The 16,634-nt window shown below is 71.1% G+C and carries 15 protein-coding genes; 8 read left to right on the top strand and 7 right to left on the bottom strand.

The window, feature by feature from the left end; translation table 11 throughout:
* The first annotated feature begins 69 nt into the window (after positions 1–69).
* The 4 genes from OG417_RS35935 (at position 70) to OG417_RS35920 (ending at position 2,276) form a co-directional block, all read left to right on the top strand.
* On the top strand, positions 70–1,320 hold the full coding sequence (locus OG417_RS35935) for an aspartate aminotransferase family protein (RefSeq protein WP_329238506.1): 1,251 nt from the start codon (positions 70–72) through the stop codon (positions 1,318–1,320).
* Positions 1,321–1,388: 68 nt separating this feature from the next.
* Positions 1,389–1,841: a MarR family winged helix-turn-helix transcriptional regulator gene (locus tag OG417_RS35930; RefSeq protein ID WP_329238503.1), complete on the top strand. Its 453-nt coding sequence runs from the start codon at positions 1,389–1,391 to the stop codon at positions 1,839–1,841.
* Positions 1,842–1,917: 76 nt separating this feature from the next.
* The gene (locus tag OG417_RS35925; RefSeq protein WP_329238500.1) at positions 1,918–2,121 is read left to right on the top strand and encodes a hypothetical protein; all 204 of its coding nucleotides are present in this window, start codon (positions 1,918–1,920) and stop codon (positions 2,119–2,121) included.
* Positions 2,122–2,132: 11 nt separating this feature from the next.
* Positions 2,133–2,276 (top strand): hypothetical protein, encoded by a 144-nt coding sequence (locus OG417_RS35920; protein WP_329238498.1) that lies wholly within the window; start codon positions 2,133–2,135, stop codon positions 2,274–2,276.
* A gap of 60 nt (positions 2,277–2,336) precedes the next feature.
* On the opposite strand, the gene OG417_RS35915 is transcribed toward OG417_RS35920, so the two are convergent.
* On the bottom strand, positions 2,337–2,903 hold the full coding sequence (locus tag OG417_RS35915; RefSeq protein ID WP_329238495.1) for a YbhB/YbcL family Raf kinase inhibitor-like protein: 567 nt from the start codon (positions 2,901–2,903) through the stop codon (positions 2,337–2,339).
* Positions 2,904–2,950: 47 nt separating this feature from the next.
* Positions 2,951–3,265 (bottom strand): isochorismatase family protein, encoded by a 315-nt coding sequence (locus tag OG417_RS35910; protein ID WP_329262822.1) that lies wholly within the window; start codon positions 3,263–3,265, stop codon positions 2,951–2,953.
* A 249-nt stretch (positions 3,266–3,514) separates the two neighbouring features.
* Between OG417_RS35910 and OG417_RS35905 the strand changes: the two genes are divergently transcribed.
* Entirely contained in the window at positions 3,515–3,982 is a 468-nt protein-coding gene (locus OG417_RS35905; RefSeq protein ID WP_329238491.1) for a MarR family winged helix-turn-helix transcriptional regulator, read from the top strand.
* 202 nt (positions 3,983–4,184) lie between these two features.
* On the opposite strand, the gene OG417_RS54540 is transcribed toward OG417_RS35905, so the two are convergent.
* From OG417_RS54540 to OG417_RS35895, 3 genes are all read right to left on the bottom strand, one after another.
* Positions 4,185–4,568 (bottom strand): zinc ribbon domain-containing protein, encoded by a 384-nt coding sequence (locus OG417_RS54540; RefSeq protein ID WP_442875775.1) that lies wholly within the window; start codon positions 4,566–4,568, stop codon positions 4,185–4,187.
* Between the two features lie 44 nt (positions 4,569–4,612).
* A complete protein-coding gene (locus OG417_RS35900; RefSeq protein WP_329238488.1) occupies positions 4,613–4,954 on the bottom strand; it encodes a hypothetical protein in 342 nt (113 codons plus the stop codon).
* Positions 4,955–5,262: 308 nt separating this feature from the next.
* The gene (locus tag OG417_RS35895) at positions 5,263–8,058 is read right to left on the bottom strand and encodes a glycoside hydrolase family 2 protein (RefSeq protein WP_329238486.1); all 2,796 of its coding nucleotides are present in this window, start codon (positions 8,056–8,058) and stop codon (positions 5,263–5,265) included.
* Positions 8,059–8,270: 212 nt separating this feature from the next.
* On the opposite strand from OG417_RS35895, the gene OG417_RS35890 reads away from it, so the two are divergent.
* The gene (locus OG417_RS35890; RefSeq protein ID WP_329238483.1) at positions 8,271–8,411 is read left to right on the top strand and encodes a hypothetical protein; all 141 of its coding nucleotides are present in this window, start codon (positions 8,271–8,273) and stop codon (positions 8,409–8,411) included.
* A 26-nt stretch (positions 8,412–8,437) separates the two neighbouring features.
* Positions 8,438–9,709: an RNA-guided endonuclease InsQ/TnpB family protein gene (locus OG417_RS35885; protein ID WP_329238481.1), complete on the top strand. Its 1,272-nt coding sequence runs from the start codon at positions 8,438–8,440 to the stop codon at positions 9,707–9,709.
* A 227-nt stretch (positions 9,710–9,936) separates the two neighbouring features.
* Here OG417_RS35885 and OG417_RS35880 read toward each other — a convergent pair whose 3' ends face one another.
* Both OG417_RS35880 and OG417_RS35875 read right to left on the bottom strand, forming a co-directional pair.
* Positions 9,937–12,972: an AfsR/SARP family transcriptional regulator gene (locus tag OG417_RS35880; protein WP_329238478.1), complete on the bottom strand. Its 3,036-nt coding sequence runs from the start codon at positions 12,970–12,972 to the stop codon at positions 9,937–9,939.
* 322 nt (positions 12,973–13,294) lie between these two features.
* A complete protein-coding gene (locus tag OG417_RS35875; protein WP_329238474.1) occupies positions 13,295–14,455 on the bottom strand; it encodes a permease in 1,161 nt (386 codons plus the stop codon).
* Between the two features lie 711 nt (positions 14,456–15,166).
* Between OG417_RS35875 and OG417_RS35870 the strand changes: the two genes are divergently transcribed.
* The gene (locus OG417_RS35870) at positions 15,167–16,555 is read left to right on the top strand and encodes a GntT/GntP/DsdX family permease (RefSeq protein WP_329238471.1); all 1,389 of its coding nucleotides are present in this window, start codon (positions 15,167–15,169) and stop codon (positions 16,553–16,555) included.
* Positions 16,556–16,634 lie beyond the last annotated feature (79 nt).

Raw genomic sequence — 16,634 nt, 5'->3', positions numbered from 1 at the left:
GCGTCTGGACAATGCCCTTGGAGCATGCTTGCATATCATCATATTGTCAACAATCTTCAGGAGCGACCCATGGCGCAGTTGTCCCCGGTCCTGACCCAGGCCACGCCCGTGCTGGCCGCCCGTGGCGAGGGCGTTCACCTCTACGACGAGGAGGGCCGCCGCTACCTGGACTTCACCGCCGGGATCGGCGTGACGAGCACCGGGCACTGCCACCCGCGCGTCGTACGGGCGGCGCAGGAGCAGGTCGCCACGCTCATCCACGGCCAGTACACGACGGTGATGCACCGCCCGCTGCTCCGCCTCACCGAGCGCCTGGGGGAGGTGCTCCCGGAGGGCCTCGACGCGCTGTTCTACCTCAACTCCGGCAGCGAGGCCGTCGAGGCGGCGATCCGGCTGGCCCGCCACGCGACCGGCCGGCAGAACATCGTGGTCTTCCACGGCTCCTTCCACGGGCGCACCATGGGCGCGGCCTCGCTGACCACGGCCGGCACCAAGTTCCGCGCGGGCATCGGCCCGCTGATGCCCGGGGCGGCGGTCGCGCCGTTCCCGCAGGCGTACCGGTACGGCTGGAGCGAGGAGGAGGCCACGCGCTTCGCGCTGCGCGAGCTGGACTACCTGCTCGCGACGGTCAGCCCCGCCCAGGACACCGCCGCGTTCGTGGTCGAACCGGTGCTCGGCGAGGGCGGCTACATCCCCGCCCCGCCCGGGTTCCTGGAGGGGCTGCGCGAGCGCGCCGACCGGCACGGCAGCCTGCTCATCGTCGATGAGGTCCAGACCGGCTTCGGGCGCACCGGGCGGTTCTGGGGCCACGAGCACGCCGACGTACGGCCCGACGTGCTCATCACGGCCAAGGGCCTGGCCAGCGGGTTCCCGCTGTCGGCGATCGCCGCTCCGGCCGAGCTGATGGGCCGCGCCTGGCCCGGCTCGCAGGGCGGCACGTACGGCGGCAACGCCGTCGCCTGCGCGGCCGCGCTGGCCACGCTGGACGTCATCCAGGACGAGGGTCTGGTGGCCAACGCCGACGCGATGGGGCTCCGCCTGCGCGACGGGCTCCGCAAGGTCGCCTCGGCCCATCCGCTCATCGGCGACGTACGTGGGCGTGGCCTCATGCTGGGCAGCGAGTTCGGCGCCGGCGGCGAGCCGGACACCGCGGCGGCCCAGCGCGCCCAGCGGGAGGCGGCGCAGCGCGGTCTGCTGCTGCTGACCTGCGGCGCGTACGGCAACGTCGTCCGGATGATCCCGCCGCTGGTGGTCGACGCGGCGCAGATCGACGAGGCGGTCCAGATCTGGTCCGAGGCGGTCGCCGCGGCGGTGGAGTGACGTGGCCGACCCGCGCCGACTCCGCGCCGATATAAGGGCGGAAATCCGCCCTAACTAGAATCTTGTTCGTGACCGAGACGCGATGGTTGAACGCCGAGGAGCAGCGCATCTGGCGTTCCTACCTGTACTCGCACCGGCTGCTGCTCGACGCGATCGACGCCCAGCTGCGCCGCGACTCGGGCCTTCCACACGCCTACTACGAGATCCTGGTGCGGCTGTCCGAGGAGGCCGGCCGGGCCCTGCGGATGGCCGAGCTCGCCGACGCCACACGGATGTCGGCGAGCCGGCTCTCCCACGCCATCGCGCGCCTGGAGGAGCGCGGCTGGGTGCGCCGGGAGAACTGCCCGACCGACCGGCGCGGCCAGATCGCGGTGCTCACCGACGACGGCTTCGCGGCGCTGGAGGCCGCCGCCCCCGGGCACGTGGAGACCGTGCGCAGCGTCATCTTCGACACGCTCGACGAGGACCAGGTCCGCCGGCTGGGCGAGATCAGCGAGATCCTCGCCCGCCGGCTGACCTGACGCTCCGGCGCGGCCGGCCGCGGGTCGCCGGACATATTCCGTTGTGGGGTCAGGGACACGGCCATAGGTCGCCGGCATGTCCCTACGCCTTCGCATGCGTCAAGCCCTGCCCGAAGCGATGAGCGCCCGCGACAAGGCCGCGGTGAGCGCGCTGCGTTCGGCGCTCGCCGCGCTGGACAACGCCGAGGCGGTGCCCGTGGACGGATCCGCGGCACGTGGCCTGGCCATCGAACAGTCGCCCGTCGGTGTCGGCGCCCCGCGGCGCTGCGGCGTCGGCTGAGCGAGCGCGGTATGGCGGACATCGTGCGAGCCGAGGCCGGCGAGCGGCTCGCCGTCGCCTCCCAGCTGACGGCACCCGCGCAGGCGGACCGGGCGACACGGCTCCGTGTGGAGGCCGCCGTGCTCCTCCGGTTCCTCGACGGCACCGACCGCTGATCATCAACCGCGGTCCTGTGTCGCCGGCAGAGAATGGTCGACGGCGCGGCGGCTTTTGTCCTAGCTGATTTCGTACGTTCCGTCCAGCCGGGCGCGGCCGATGGTGTGGCCTGCGATGGCGGCGATCACGTCGTCAAGGGTGAAGCGGTCGGGCAGCCGGAGGGCTTGATCGAGGGCGAAGAGCTGGAAGGCATAGGTGTGGGGCCCGTGTGATCGGATCGGCATGGGTCCGGCCCAGCCGCGGCGGCCGAGCCCGCCTTTCCCGTGTCGGATGCCGGGAATGGGGCTGGGGTCGGCCAGGGCGTTCTCCGGGATGCCGGTGAGCGAAGGGTCGATACCCAGGGTGAGCGCGTGGACAGCGGGCTTGCTGAGAGGGACGTCGGGATCTTGCACGATGAGTACCAGCTCGACGGTGCCGGCCGGTGGCTGCGTCCAGTCGAGGGCGGGCGAGATGTTCGCGCCGAAGAGCCTGCCGCGGTGCTTTTCCGGGATGGGCGCCTCGTGCTCGAAGGCGGGGCTGGTCAGGGTGAAGTTCTCTGGGGCCTGCAGGCCGGCGCGGGCCCAGACGAGGGTGTGGTGGCCGGCGCGCCGGTTGCGCAGCGCGACGCCGAGGGGATTCGCGGGCATGATTCCGTCTCCTTCTACGGGTGAATCCGGTTGCCTGTGAGCCCGGGCTACGGCCGACGCGTGGCACCGTCGGTGCGGCCTGGCCTGCGGTCGAGGAATTCGATGATCTCGGCGCTGGTGGTGGTCTCGCCGAGTTCGGGGAAGGTGCGTTCGAGGCTGTGCCGGTGGGAGTCGGGGTCGGGGTCGGCCATCGCGCCCGTGGCGAGGACGACGTGGTAGCCGTGGTCGTGGGCGGAGCGTGCGGTGGACTCGGCCCCTGCGCTGGTGGAGACGCCGGCGAGCATGACCTGAGTGACGCCGAGGTCACGCAACAGGGTGTCGAGGCCTGTGTCGTGGAAGGCGCTGCGGCGCCGCTTGGTGATCAGGTGGTCGCCAGGGCTGCCGCGTTGCGCACGACGTGCGCGACCGCGTCGGAGACGATCCCCTTCTGCAAGTCGATGACGACGAGGGCGGGCGCCGGGTCGAGAGTGGTCGGCGGCATCGATCGAGCTCCTTGGGGATATCAGGGATGAACCGGAAAGGGGCAGGACCGGGCTCCGGTAGCCGGAGTCGTGGTTCGGCATTTTTAATTAGGTATATGAAGGGCTTTTCTTTAGGTATACTAAGGAGCTATGGAGAAGGACGCAACTGAAGAGGCCGATCTCGGTGGGCTTGTGCGCTCCGCCGTCGGACGCCTCTATCGCCGCTTTCGCAGCGAACGCCCCGAAGGCGGCCTCGGAGACGCGGCACTCGCCGTGCTCACCCGCCTCCACAAGCACGGACCGCAGACCCTCACCGAACTCAGTGAGCACGACCGGGTCTCTCCCGCCTCCATGAGTCAGATCGTGAACCGCCTCACCTCGGCCGGCTACGCCGTACGCACCCGTGACCCGAGCGACGGCCGCAAAGTACTCTTCAGCGCCACCGCGGAAGGCGACGAACTCGCCGGTGCCGCCCGGGCGCAGCGCAACGCCTGGCTCGACGAACAACTACGCGCCCTCAGCGCCGAAGACCGCGCGGTCATCGCCCGCGCCGCGGCACTGCTCCGCGGCATCGCCGACTCGGGGGGCGACGAGCATCCGGGAGAGAAGTCGCGGTAAGCGGCTCCGTGGGCTCGGCTCAGCGTGATTCTTCGCGTCGATGTGCGTGGGGTGGTGGCTGGGCGGGTCAGCTCCGAGGCCGAACAGGACGTCGCGTTCATGCCGTCCAGTGGTCCTGCCAGAACGGGGCTGCCGGCGGACGTGGCCGATCATGGCGGCCAGGCGTTCGCCCTGGAACTCTCGCGTCGTACCTAGTGCCGTGTCAGTCAACGTTTGCCTCGTTGGGGAGGCGGGGTTGGCTGATCCTCGCTGTGGTGGGCGACTCCCCACGTGGTGTGGGGCGGGCCACGGCCGGCCATGGGACCCCGGGTGCGGTGCCGTGATGGGGGGACCGTCGGGGGTCACGCCGGGACCGTCCGGCACCGGGGAGGTGCCGTCCGGCTCGACGGTGCGTGATCACCACCGGAAACATGTTGGTGGTGATGGTGCCGCCCGGGCCGCGCCGGGCGATGTTGGCGCCGCCGACCAGGTCGCGGTGCCCGCTGAACCCGCAACGAATGCAGGTGAAATTCCGATCCTCGGGCTTGGGAACCCGCCGGTGACAGGCGGGACAGGTCGAGGAGGTGCCCCGCTCATCCACCAGCATTAACTCGATACCGGCCTGTTCGGCCTTGTCGGTCAAACACCGGATCAGGGGACCGGCCGGTCCAACCGCACCCACAACGGCGCGTTCCCCCGACCGGTCGGGATCCGCCATCGCCGCGCCTCCAGGGTGAACGTGCCGTGGTAGAAGCGCACCGGCATCAGCCGGCGTTTACGCCGTGGGAACCGCGCCGCTGCCTCGCCGTCTTTGCGGCGCGCAGCCGTGGCGAACCACGCGTCGCTGTAACGCCGCAGCACCGACCGTGCCCCGACCGTGTCCAACTCCCCGAACGTGCCCGGTCCTGCGGCCGACGACTCCCGGCACAACGCCTGATAACTCACGATCGCCGGCAGGCCACGCTGGCGCCGCCACCGGTTCACCCCCAACACGCACGCCCACACATCCCCCGCCGAGACCAGCCAACCCGAAACACCGGCGCCGCTGCCCGGCCGAGACCCGCAGACCGACCCGGGCGGTCCGCAGCACCACCCGCCCACCATCATCACTTCGAGGCACGAGGCGATTACAATAAGTGCCTACGACGGAACCCGACCACTAACGCGCCACGCACGATCAACAGGCGCCCGATATCGAACCGCACGTCCTCCGACACCCGCCTGACCAGCCCGCGCTCTTCCCTCTCCCGTTCGACCCGCCAGTGCACACCGCGACAGGGCAAACGTTGCCTGCCGCGGCCCTAGCCCGCGGCGATCGTCCGGTCGGACAGGTTGCGGCCGGTGAGGCTGACCACCGGATGCGCGCCGCGCAGATCGGCGGCGTGGTAGCGCGCGGTCAGTGTCTGGCTCTGCCCCGGCCACAGCGTCACGTAGTTGTCGCTCCAGGTGATCGGCAGCACCTGGTTGTCGCCGCTCGCCGCCCGGCCGCCCGAGCCTCGCCGTACGTCGGCGCGGGTGAAGACCGTCGGCGCCTTGCCGGTGTTGCGGATCGTGACCGTGGTGACCGCGTCGGCGCCCTCACGGCGGGTCGACGCCGACGCCGTGACGTTCGCCGCCGGGAGCTTCTGCAGGCCGGTCAGGTCGGCGTACCCGCCGGGCTTGAAGGTGGCCCCGCTGCCCTGGCCGATCGTCTTGCCCCAGTCGACCGCGTCCGGCTTGGTGGACAGCCAGTAGACGTTCCGGCTCACCGTACGGCCGCCCTTGGTCAGTGTGAGCTCGAGGAAGTAGGTCGGCGAGGTCTGCTCCGGCACCTTCGGCGTCAGCACCGTCCGTACGTCCTGCGAGGTCAGCCCGGAGACGGCGACCCGCCGCTCGTCCCGTACGGTGCCGTTCAGGTCGATCACGCGCGACGACGCGGTCAGGCCGTCCTGCCGGGAGCGGGTCACGTTGGAGACCTTCACCGAGCCGTCGGCGTAGTCGTACATGATGTGCACCGGCTCGCCGGCCTTGCGCGCCCCGAAGTACACGCCCGGCTGGTCGAAGTCGTAGTTGTAGATGTTCCAGTGCAGCGACGGCCACGCCTTGTTCAGCATCCAGTAGATGACGCCGGAGCTGGGATTGGCCGGGTCGACCGAGCGCGCGAGGTAGGCCTCGAACTGCGCCCGGGTCACCTCGTACCCGCCCATCTGCGCGATCTTCTGGTACGAGGCCATGTCGGACCAGGAGCCGTAGCGGTTCCACAGGGGGGTGTTGTACTGCCCCATCCGCGCGGTCTTCGTGTAGCTGTTGTACGTGGCGGCGACGTGGAACAGGTCCGGTCCGGTGCCCGGTCCCTTCGTCGTGGACAGGTCCCAGATCTTCGCCTGCTCGGCCGGCGTCAGGAAGCGGTTGAGCGAGTCCTGCGTCGGCACGGTGTTGCCGGCGCTGGTCTCGGTGTCGTACCCCCAGGCGCTGCCGGCGTTGGTGAAGCTCGGGTCGCTGCCCGCCGTCTCGGGGCCGTTCGCCCACCAGTAGCCCGGCGGCACGTAGTTGTACGGGCCCTCCTTGGCGCCGGACGGACCGAGCTTCGGCGAGCTCTTGTACTCCGCCGAGGCCACCTGCGGCGTCTGCCAGTCCGCGTCCGCGAACGCCTTGAGGTAGATCGCCTCCTTGGCCGCCTCCGGCGCCTCGTCGCTGCCCTGGAACCAGGTGAAGACGCTCGGGTGGTTCCGCAGCCAGGAGGCGACGCGGGAGGCCTGGTTGGCCGCGTTCGCCCGGAGGGCGTCGGACCACGTGGAGATCGGGGTCTCCCAGCGGTCGCAGCACTGCCAGCCGGTCATCGCGAGGATCCCCGCGCGGTCCATCTGGGTGAACATGTCATCCGGCGGCAGGTTGCCCTCGAACCGGATGGTGTTCAGGCCGAGGTTCTTGACGTACGCGAGCTGGTCGCGGATGTTCTGCGGCGAGTAGCGCATGAACATGTCGGGCGACCACCCGCCGCCGCGGATCACCAGCGGCACCCCGTTGATCCAGAATTTCCGGTAGCCGTGGGGCGCGTGCGTCTTTCCCTCCGTGACGGGCGTGAGCGACGACGTCACGGTGCGGATGCCGAAGTCCTCCCCGTACCGGTCGGACTCCTTGCCCCCGGCCCGTACGGCGGCGTCGAGGTGGTACATCGGCTGGCCGCCCAGCTGGTACGGCCACCAGATCGCCGGGTGGGACAGGTGAAGCTGCCGGTGGTCGGCGGGGGAGAGCGTGACCGTGCGCGTGCTCCGCGCGGGGACGTCCGCCGTGGCGGTCACGTGGACGCGCGTCTTGCCGTGCGTGATGGTGGTGTCCAGCTCGCCGCGCTGGGCCGTGGAGGTGTCGTTGCGCAGGTCGGCCTTGACGGTGAGGTCGGAGCTGCTGAGGTCCTTGGCGTTGTTCTGCACGACGCGGACGTTGCGCAGCGAGATCGGCCCGGCCTGGGCGAGCTGTGGCGCGAACCGCAGGCCCGTGCCCTCGTCCGGCGCGTGCGGGTTCCAGTCGAGCTGGCTGTCGGTGAGGTAGGTCTTCGGGGCGTTCCTGGCGACGTCGAGCGCGATCGCGTTGGCGCCGTCGTGGACGTAGGGCGTGATGTCGTACTCGAACCGCGAGTAGGCGCCCTGCAGCTGTGCGCGGTCGGCCACCTTGGTGCCGTTGACCCACAGGTCCGCCGTGCCCAGCACCCCGTTCATGATCAGGTACGTGCGGCCGCCGCCGGCCCGCGGGTGCACGGTGAGCTGCTCGCGGTACCACCAGTTCACGTCGAACTGGTCCTTCGGCACGCTCTTCAGGCGGTCGGAGAAGAAGACGTTCGGATACCTGCCGTTCTCCACCAGGCCCGCCATGAGGGTCTCGGGCTGGGAGAGCGGCAGCCAGCCGGTCGCGGAGTAGTCCGGACGGGAGATCTGTGCCCCGGAGTCTCCGGCGACGGACGAGGACTGGATGCGCCAGCCGGAGGTGAGCGGGGTGGTGCCGGTGCCGGGTGCGATGACGGCGGCGGGAGGTGGTGCCGCGGTGGCGACGTGAGACGGCGTCACGGTCGCCGCGGTGATCGTCCCCGCGAGCGCCACCATGATCAAAGGTGTCCTGACCATAGATAACCGTACCTTCCGGGTCCGGCCCTGACGCCGGCCGTCACCAGGTTTGATTGGGAGCCTCCCTAACGATTTAGCCCAAGAAGGTCGCGCCCGCAAGGTTTTCCGTGAATGCCGATGAAAGCGGCTTTTCTCCGTGTAAGGGGTCAAGTTACCGTCGGGGCGGCATGTGGGAGCGCTCCCATCGCGACCCCGACCCTTTGGAGTGGCCAATGCGATCCCGACGCGTGATCTCCGCGATTATGGCGCTCGCCCTGGACGTCTTCGGCGGCCTGGTCACCGGCGTGAGCCCCGCGACCGCGGCCGTGCGCTGCGCGGTGGACTACGCCGTGAACGACTGGGGCCCACCCTGAGCAGTTGGTTGGTATGGTCACGGTCCGTGAAGCTGGTGGTGCAGGTGAAGCTGCTGCCAACGCCTGAGCAGGCGGCGGCGCTGGCGGCGACCGTGGCTTTGTGTAACACCGCGGCCAATGAGGTGTCGGTGGTGGCGTTCGCCCGGGGTGTGTTCGCCCGGCAGAAGCTGCAAAAGCTCGTCTATGCGGATCTGAAGGCGACCGGGCTGTCCGCACAGCCCGCGCTGCATGTGATCCGCAAGGTCGCCGACGCCTACACCACGCTGCACGCTCACATCGAGGCGGGCCTGCTGGGTAGTGAGCACTCGCGCCGGCGCCGCAAGGCCCTATCCAAGCCCATCACCCTGCGCCCTGATGCGGCCCAGCCGTTCGATGACCGATGCCTGTCCTGGCGGATGGACGCCCGGACCGTCTCGATTTGGACGGTTGCGGGCCGCCTACGCGACATCGCCTTCACCGGCGAGCCCGGGCAGGTGAAATTCTTGGCGGCCCACCGTAAGGGCGAAACCGACCTGGTGCACCGTGACGGGATGTTCTTCCTGGTCGCGACCTGTGACGTCGAACAGGCCCCGCAGTTTGCGCCCACCGATTGGATCGGGGTGGATCGCGGGATCGTGAACCTGGCCACCACCTCCGATGGGAACAATCATCAGGGCAAGGGCCTTCAGAGGTATCGCAGGCGCCAAGCCCGGCTGCGCGCCGAACTGCAGGCCAAGAAAGCCGCGGGAAGCCGGTCGGCCGCACGCCGTCTGGCCCGCCGGTCAAAACGGGAGGCGCGGCACGCCGCAGGCGAGAACCACAAGATCAGCAAGCAGATCGTGGCCGATGCCCGACGCACCGAACGCGGTATCGCGCTGGAGGAACTGAGCGGGATACGCGATCGGGTACGGCTCAGGCGGCGCCAGCGGGCCACGCACTCCTCCTGGCCGTTCCATCAGCTCGGCACCTTCATCCAGTACAAGGCCCTGCGGGCCGGGGTGCCGTTCGTGGAAGTGGACCCGGCCTACACCTCCCAGCAATGTCCCGTGCCCTGGTGCGGGCACACCACGCGGGCCAACCGGCCCGACCGCGATACCTTCGATTGTCGCCGGTGCGGGTTCGCTGGCCCCGCCGATGTCATCGCCGCCACGAACATCCGCAAACGCGCGTGCGTGGCGTGGGCATTCGTCAGCATGCCCGTCCCAACCCCCAAAGGGGAGGGAGATGCGACCCCGGCACGACACCCAGGCGCGACGGGGAGCGCAACAAGGTGTGAACGCCCCAGCCACAAGCCCGGCCGTTCACGGCCAAGAAGCTGACCGAGCCTTACCCGGAGACCTGCTGGCGCGACGGCGGCACGTGCGCCGGCACCGCGTACCAGGTGGCTGACTTCAGTCGCTGGTCGACGCGGTGCGCACGACCGGCGTGGACAACGTCATCCTCGACGGCGGGCTAACCTGCTCCAACGACCTTGCCCCAGCGACTCGCATACGAGCCGTCGGACCCGTGGCACAACCTCGTGCCGCGTTCGCAGTGCGTCCGCGCCTTACCGGTTCGCGCCGGCCTGCTCCAGCAGCGCGGCGACCTCCGCGGATCCGGTCGCGTCGGACAGCTCCTCGAACAGCGTGCGCGCCTCGGTCCAAGCGCGCACCGCGGCCGTCGTGTCGCCGGTGCCCGCGTGGGCGCGGCCGAGGCTGCGCAGCGTCTCGGCGAGGAAGGAGGTCCAGCCGCGGCTCCGCCAGACCTGCACCGACTCTTCCAGCCGGAGCGTCGCCGAGGCGTACCGCCCGGCGGCCAGGTCCAGGTCGCCGAGGACCTTCAGGGCGTCGGCCAGGTGGTGCGGCATGCCGTACCGGCGGCTGACCGACAGGACGGCCTCGGCGGTCGGCCGTGCGCGGGGATCATCCAGCGCGGCGTACAGCTTGGCGAGGTAGAGCAGCGAGAACGCCTCCGCGTAGCGGTCGCCGCGCGCGTGGCACATGGTGAGCGACGTGACGAGCAGGTCGTGACCGCTGTCGAGCCGGCCGGCCGCGCAGTGCGCGGCGCCCAGGAACTGCATCGCGGTGGCCTCGAAGCGCGGGTTGCCCAGCTCGCGTGCGAGCTGGAGCGCGTGGGTCAGGTGCTCGATGGCGGCGTCGGCGCGCGCCTGCCCGTAGGCGACGCCCATCATGTGGCGCGCGCGTGCCTGCCCGCCGAGGTGGTCGTGGTCGCGCGCCAGCTCCAGCGCGCGGCCGGCCACCGCCAGCGCCCCGTCCGGGTCGCCCTCGGCCACGAGCGCCCAGGCGCAGTTCACCAGCGCGTCGGCCATGCCGCGCGGCTCGCCCAGCTCCTCGAACATCGCCAGGAGCCGCCGCGACCGCTCGTGCAGCGTGGCCATGGCGGTGCCCGACGGCGAGGCCGAGGTCCAGGTCGTCAGCTCGACCAGCCCGCGGGTCAGCACGGCCTCGCCGAGCCGGTTGCCGGTGGAGCGGCAGAGCCGCAGGGCGCGTTCGTGGACCGCCTGCCACTCCGCCGTCATGACGCGGACGTCGAAGTACTTCTCCAGGCATCCGGCCAGGTCCCAGGCGAACTCGTCGAGGCCGAGGTCGCACGCCTGGCCCACCGCGGCCACCAGCGCCGGCCATTCGGCGTCGAACCAGGCGGCCGGGTCGTGCAGCGCCGCGGCGGTGAGGGCGGCCGGCAGCGGCCACCGGGGCGCGGTGCCGTGGATGGCCGCGTAGCACGGGCCCGGCACCTGCTCGGCGGCGCGTTCGGCCAGGGCGAGCCAGGCGCTGAAGGCCCGGGTCAGCGCCGCGAGCCATGCCTCCGGCTCCTCGTCGAAGCACCGCTCGCGCGCGTACAGGCGCAGCAGATCGTGGAAGCGGTAGCGGGGCCGCCCGGCCGGGTCGGCGCCGCCGACGTCGAGCAGCCGGGCGTCCACCAGCGTCTCGAGGTGTTCCCGCGCCTCCTCCATCGGGGCGTCCAGCATCGCGGCGGCCACCCAGTCCGCCACCTCGCCCACGTCCAGCAGGCCGAGCCGCCGGAACAGGGCCCGGGCGCCGGCGGGCAGGCGGGCGTAGGCGACCGCGAAACCGGCGCGGACCGCGAGATCGCCGGTGGACAGCTCGTCGAGCCGCCGGTGCTGGTCGCCGAGGATCGCGGCCAGATGGCCGAGGCTCCAGCGGCGGCGGCCGGCCAGGCGCGCGCCCGCGATCCGCACGGCCAGCGGCACGTACGCGCAGAGCCGGGCGATCTCGGCGGCGGCCTCGGGCTCGGCCTCGACGCGCTCCGGCCCGGCGATCCGGGTCAGCAGCGCGATCGCCTCCCGGGCGCCGAACACCTCCAGCTCGACCGGCCGGGCCGACTCCAGCCCGGTCAGCCGGGCCCGGCTCGTCACGATCACCGCCGAGCCCGGCGACCCGGGCAGCAACGGGCGCACCTGGCGTTCGGTGGCGGCGTTGTCGAGCACGACGAGGACCCGCCGCCCGGCGAGCAGGCTCCGGAACAGCGCACTGCGCTCCTCCAGCGACTCCGGGACGGCGTGCCCGGCGATGCCGAGCGCGGTGAGGAACCCGCCGAGCACCCGGGCCGGGTTCATTGGTTCGGCCGGCTCGGCGCCCAGGTCGGCGTACAGCTGCCCGTCGGGGAACCGGGCCGCGACGCGGTGCCCGACGTGCACGGCGAGCGCGGTCTTGCCGACACCGCCCATCCCGGAGATCACCACCGGCGTGGCGGTCTGTTCGATCGCCCGGACCAGCAGAAGGACGTGCGCCTCCCGGCCGGTGAAGTCGGCGATCGCGGGCGGGAGCTGGGCGGGCGGCGGCAGCGCGGTCTCCACGAGCGGTCCGGGCCCGTGGTCACGGTCCCGGGCGAGCACGGTGAGGTACGCGCGCTGGACGCGCGCACCGGGCTCGACACCCATCTCGTCGATGATCCGCTCGCGTACGCGCTGGTAGCGCCGGAGAGCGTCGGCCGGGCGTCCGGCGATCGCGAGCAACTCGATGAGGCTCGCCTGGAGCTCCTCGTCCAGCGGGTGCTCGTCCGCCAGGGCGTCCACCCGCGCCACCGCCGAGCCGGGCCGGCCCGCCGCGATGGCGGCCTCGGCGAACGCGACGGCGGCCCGGCGGACACCGTCGTCGGCCTCGCGGACGAGCGACCCGGCACGGTCGAGGTCGGCCAGGACGGGTCCCCGCCGCAGGTCCAGGGCGGACTCCAGGAGCTCGCACCGCACCGACGGGTCGTCGGCGGACGCGGCGCTCCGCACCCGCGCGCGGAACCGGCCGAGGTCCACCGCCTCGGCGGGCACGACCAGCCGGTAGCCCGCGCCGTCGTACTCGACCGGCGGCGTGTCACCCGGCAGCCGGCCCAGCCAGTCGCGCAGGCGCGAGACCGCGGCCTGCACCGATCCGCGGCCGGTACGGTCCGCCCGGTCGGCCCACACGAGCTCGATCAGCTGCTCGGTCGTCAGCGGCCGTCTCCCCGCGAGCAGCAGCACGCCGAGCAGTCCGCGGACCACCGCGGACCCGGGCGGCGGCACGGGCCGCCCGTCCACCTCGATCACCAACGGGCCGAGCACGCCGAACCGCGGCTCACCGGTGCCCATCCAGTCCTCACGCCTCCGTCATCGGGTCCGAGATCCTGCCGCCCTTGGACTCCGCGCGTAACGATCCGGTTGCATCCGGGACCCGGGATCGTCTCATCCATAAAGGCCGTTCGGTAGGGCAGGTCGGCATGGAGGTGACCATAGTGTTCCTTGCCGTCACGGCCGTCACGGCGCACGATCGGGGCATGATGCGCAATTGCTCATGTGGTCACGGCTCGAGCTGCTCCTGCCCCAAGGGCTGTTCGTGCGGGTGCAACGGCTGACGATTCCGCAGCCATGACAGCCGGCGTCGCGGAGCCTGCCGAGCGGGTGAGCGTGCCGGCTACCCGTGATGGTGGGCCGTCTCGTCCTTCTCGGGGTCGCCGCCCATCATCGTCAGCATCGGCACGCCGCCCGTACGGATGAAGCGGGCGATGAGGACGGCGGTGATGCCCAGGAAGGCGATGTTGAGCCAGGTCGTGTAGTTCCAGGAGACATGCGCCGCCATGACGGCCGCATGGCGTTTCTCCGGTACCAGCCCGGTCGTGCCGAAGATCAGCTCGACGAGGTACCCGGCGACGACCATGGCGGCGTAGAACGTCGCGGCGACGAACAGGGCCATCCGGATGCCGTAGTACTTCCGGTAGATGTTGATGATCGGCAGGATGATCAGGTCGCCGAAGATGAAGGCGATCACGCCGCCGAAGCTGATGCCGCCGTTCCACAGCACCGCGGCGAGCGGGACGTTGCCGATCGAGCAGACGAAGCTGACCACGGCGACCAGCGGCCCGACGAGCGGGCCCCAGAGCGCTGCCGCCGTCGGGTGTCCGGCCAGGAAGAAGTGGCGCCAGAACGAGTCGGGCACCCAGGCGGCGACGGCTCCGGCGATGAGCAGCCCGACGACGAGGTCGCGCAGGATGGCCGCCCACTCCATGACGAACACGTGCGAGACCGCGGTGAGCGCCTCGCGCGAGAACAGGCGCTGCCGGAACGAGCCCTCCCGGCGCACCGCCATGTCCATCGCCGCGTGGCCCTCCATCGAGCCGGCGATTCCGCGTTCGGCCTGGTGACGTGCCTCGCGCAGCAGCCGCTCCCGCAGGAACAGGCGGAACAGGAGCGCGATGGCCGCGATCATGATGGGCCCGCCGACGAACTCGGCCGCGGTGAACTGCCAGCCCATCAGCAGGGCCAGCACGATGCCGAGTTCGATCACGAGGTTGGTCGAGGCGATCTCGAACGCCATCGCGGCCGTGAAGCTCGCCCCCTTGCGGAACAGCGAACGCGCCAGCGCGACGGCGGCGTAGGAGCAGGAGGAGGACGCGGCGCCGAGGCCGGTCGCGACGGTGAGCGTGCCCGGCCGGTCGTCCCCGAGCAGCCGGACGATCGTCGACCGCCGTACGACGGCCTGCACGACCGCGGACAGCGCGAATCCGAGGATCAGCGCCCAGAGGATCTCCCACGCCATCGACCCCGCTATCGCCAGCGCATGCCCGATCGCGCCCATCGTGCTCCCTTCCGGCCGAGGACGTCCAAGAAGTGATCTCTGGCGATGGTATTACCCCTGTGGGGTATATGCCAGCGACCCCGGCGCGCCGGGCGCCACGCGGATGGGGGCCGGGCAGGCGTAATGGGCGACCGGGAGGATCTCCCGATCGCCCAACGGGACTGTCGTCCCTCGCGCCGGCCGGACGGTACGGCCGCGGCGGGCAGGGTCGCCGACGCCGCATCCCCGCGCCACCGGGATACGGCGTCTCCTGCCCTCGGTTTCGCGCGTTACGCCTTCGTGCGACCCGGCCGCGGACCGAGTTATCCGGCTGGCGATAAATGCGCCATCGCATTCCGAATCGACCGCAAGAGTGCACAATGTGCGATCTCTTCTACTCTCCGCTGGCGCGGTATGTGCCGTCAAGGCCGCCAGACGTAAACAACTTCGCCCGTTACGTCACAATAAATCTTCCATATTTCGCGCAAACGGCCGGCGGGCGACGGATGCGGCGCGCGGTGACCGGGCCGGGACAGGCTGTCCCGCCGCGCCGGGCGCTGACCGGACCGCGCCGATGGGGGAAGGCGGCGTCCGGTACCTGGTGGTTTGCGGGGAGAGCAGTCAGGATGGACGCCGTGATCGCGTCCCGGGCGCCGCCGGCGCCGTACCCCACCTGTCCCAGGGATGACCCCCTCGACCCCCACCAGCCTCACGACAGGAAGAGAGCCCCCATTGACAGCGCTCGCTGATCCAGCGCTGGCCGCATCCTCCTGGACCGGCCACGACACCCGGCTGATCGTGGCGGCCGTCATCGGTGTCGCCGTCATCGTCGTACTGATCACGCAGTTGAAGGTCCATCCGTTCCTCGCGCTCGCGCTGGGGTCCGGAGCGCTCGGCGCCGTCGCCGGCATGCCCCTCGAAAAGATGATCACCAGCTTCAGCAAGGGAGTGGGCGACGTCGTCGCGAGCGTCGGCGTCCTCATCGCCCTCGGCGCGATGCTCGGCAAGCTGCTCGCGGAGTCCGGCGGGGCGGACCAGATCGTCGACACCATCCTCGCCAAGTCCGGCGCGCGCATGCTGCCCTGGGCGATGACGCTCATCGCCGTGCTGATCGGACTGCCGATGTTCTTCGAGATCGGCCTGGTCCTGCTCGTGCCCGTGGTCCTGCTCGTCGCGCGGCGCTCCGGGCGGCCGCTCATGCTCCTCGGCATCCCGGCGCTCGCCGGCCTGTCCGTGCTGCACGGCCTGGTGCCGCCGCACCCGGGTCCGCTCGTCGCGATCAGCACGGTCAAGGCCGACCTGGGCGTCACCCTCGCCCTCGGGCTGCTCGTCGCCGTCCCGACGGTGATCATCGCCGGGCCGCTGTTCGGCCGGGTCGCCGCGCGCTGGGTGCACGCCGAGCCGCCCGCCGGTCTGATGGCCGACGGCGAGGACCGCGAGGGCGAGGAGAACCGGCGGCGGCCCGGGTTCGGGCTCACGGTCGGGACCGTCCTGCTCCCCGTCGTGCTCATGCTCGCCAAGGCCGTCGCCGACGTCTGGCTGGACGACGGCGGCCTCCGTACGGCCCTCGACGCGATCGGCACGCCGCTGTTCGCCCTGCTCGTCGCGGTCATCGTGGGGATGTTCACGCTCGGGCTGCCGGCCGGGTTCGGCAAGGAGCGGATCTCCGGCATCGTCGCGGAGTCCCTGCCGCCCATCGCGAGCGTCATGCTCATCGTGGCCGCCGGCGGCGGCTTCAAGCAGACGCTGGTCGACGCCGGCGTCGGCAAGGCCATCACCCAGGCCGCGAACGGCGCGAACATCTCCGCGCTGCTCCTCGGCTGGCTGGTCGCGGTCGGCATCCGGCTCGCGACCGGATCGGCCACCGTCGCGACCATCTCGGCGGCCGGCATCGTGGCCCCGCTCACGGCCGGGATGAGCACCTCGCACACGGCCCTGCTGGTGCTGGCCATCGGCTCGGGGTCGCTGTTCTTCTCCCACGTCAACGACGCCGGCTTCTGGCTCGTCAAGGAGTTCTACGGGATGAGCGTGGGCCAGACCATCAAGACGTGGTCGATCATGGAGACGATCATCTCGGTCGTGTCGATCGTGTTCATCATGCTGCTCAACCTGGTGCTGTGAGCCGGCCGACGTCAGCGCACTGACCTGCGCGAACAATTCCCGAACAACCGAACAACGCCAGGCCGTGGGAAACCGCCGC

Origin of the sequence: Actinoallomurus sp. NBC_01490 (assembly GCF_036227085.1) — a bacterium.
In the GTDB taxonomy this organism is placed as follows: Bacteria; Actinomycetota; Actinomycetes; order Streptosporangiales; family Streptosporangiaceae; genus Actinoallomurus; species Actinoallomurus oryzae.
The sequence above is the reverse complement of the archived record's forward strand: the minus strand, read 5'-3'. Positions and strand labels throughout refer to the sequence as shown.

Excerpts from the sequence above, each read along its gene's own strand:
- OG417_RS35895 (WP_329238486.1), bottom strand. The coding sequence starts at position 8,058 with ATGGTCAGGACACCTTTGATCATGGTGGCGCTCGCGGGGACGATCACC.
- OG417_RS35935 (WP_329238506.1), top strand. The coding sequence starts at position 70 with ATGGCGCAGTTGTCCCCGGTCCTGACCCAGGCCACGCCCGTGCTGGCC.
- OG417_RS35925 (WP_329238500.1), top strand. The coding sequence starts at position 1,918 with ATGTCCCTACGCCTTCGCATGCGTCAAGCCCTGCCCGAAGCGATGAGC.
- OG417_RS35905 (WP_329238491.1), top strand. The coding sequence starts at position 3,515 with ATGGAGAAGGACGCAACTGAAGAGGCCGATCTCGGTGGGCTTGTGCGC.
- OG417_RS54540 (WP_442875775.1), bottom strand. The coding sequence starts at position 4,568 with ATGCTGGTGGATGAGCGGGGCACCTCCTCGACCTGTCCCGCCTGTCAC.
- OG417_RS35915 (WP_329238495.1), bottom strand. The coding sequence starts at position 2,903 with ATGCCCGCGAATCCCCTCGGCGTCGCGCTGCGCAACCGGCGCGCCGGC.
- OG417_RS35875 (WP_329238474.1), bottom strand. The coding sequence starts at position 14,455 with ATGGGCGCGATCGGGCATGCGCTGGCGATAGCGGGGTCGATGGCGTGG.
- OG417_RS35920 (WP_329238498.1), top strand. The coding sequence starts at position 2,133 with ATGGCGGACATCGTGCGAGCCGAGGCCGGCGAGCGGCTCGCCGTCGCC.
- OG417_RS35890 (WP_329238483.1), top strand. The coding sequence starts at position 8,271 with ATGCGATCCCGACGCGTGATCTCCGCGATTATGGCGCTCGCCCTGGAC.
- OG417_RS35880 (WP_329238478.1), bottom strand. The coding sequence starts at position 12,972 with ATGGGCACCGGTGAGCCGCGGTTCGGCGTGCTCGGCCCGTTGGTGATC.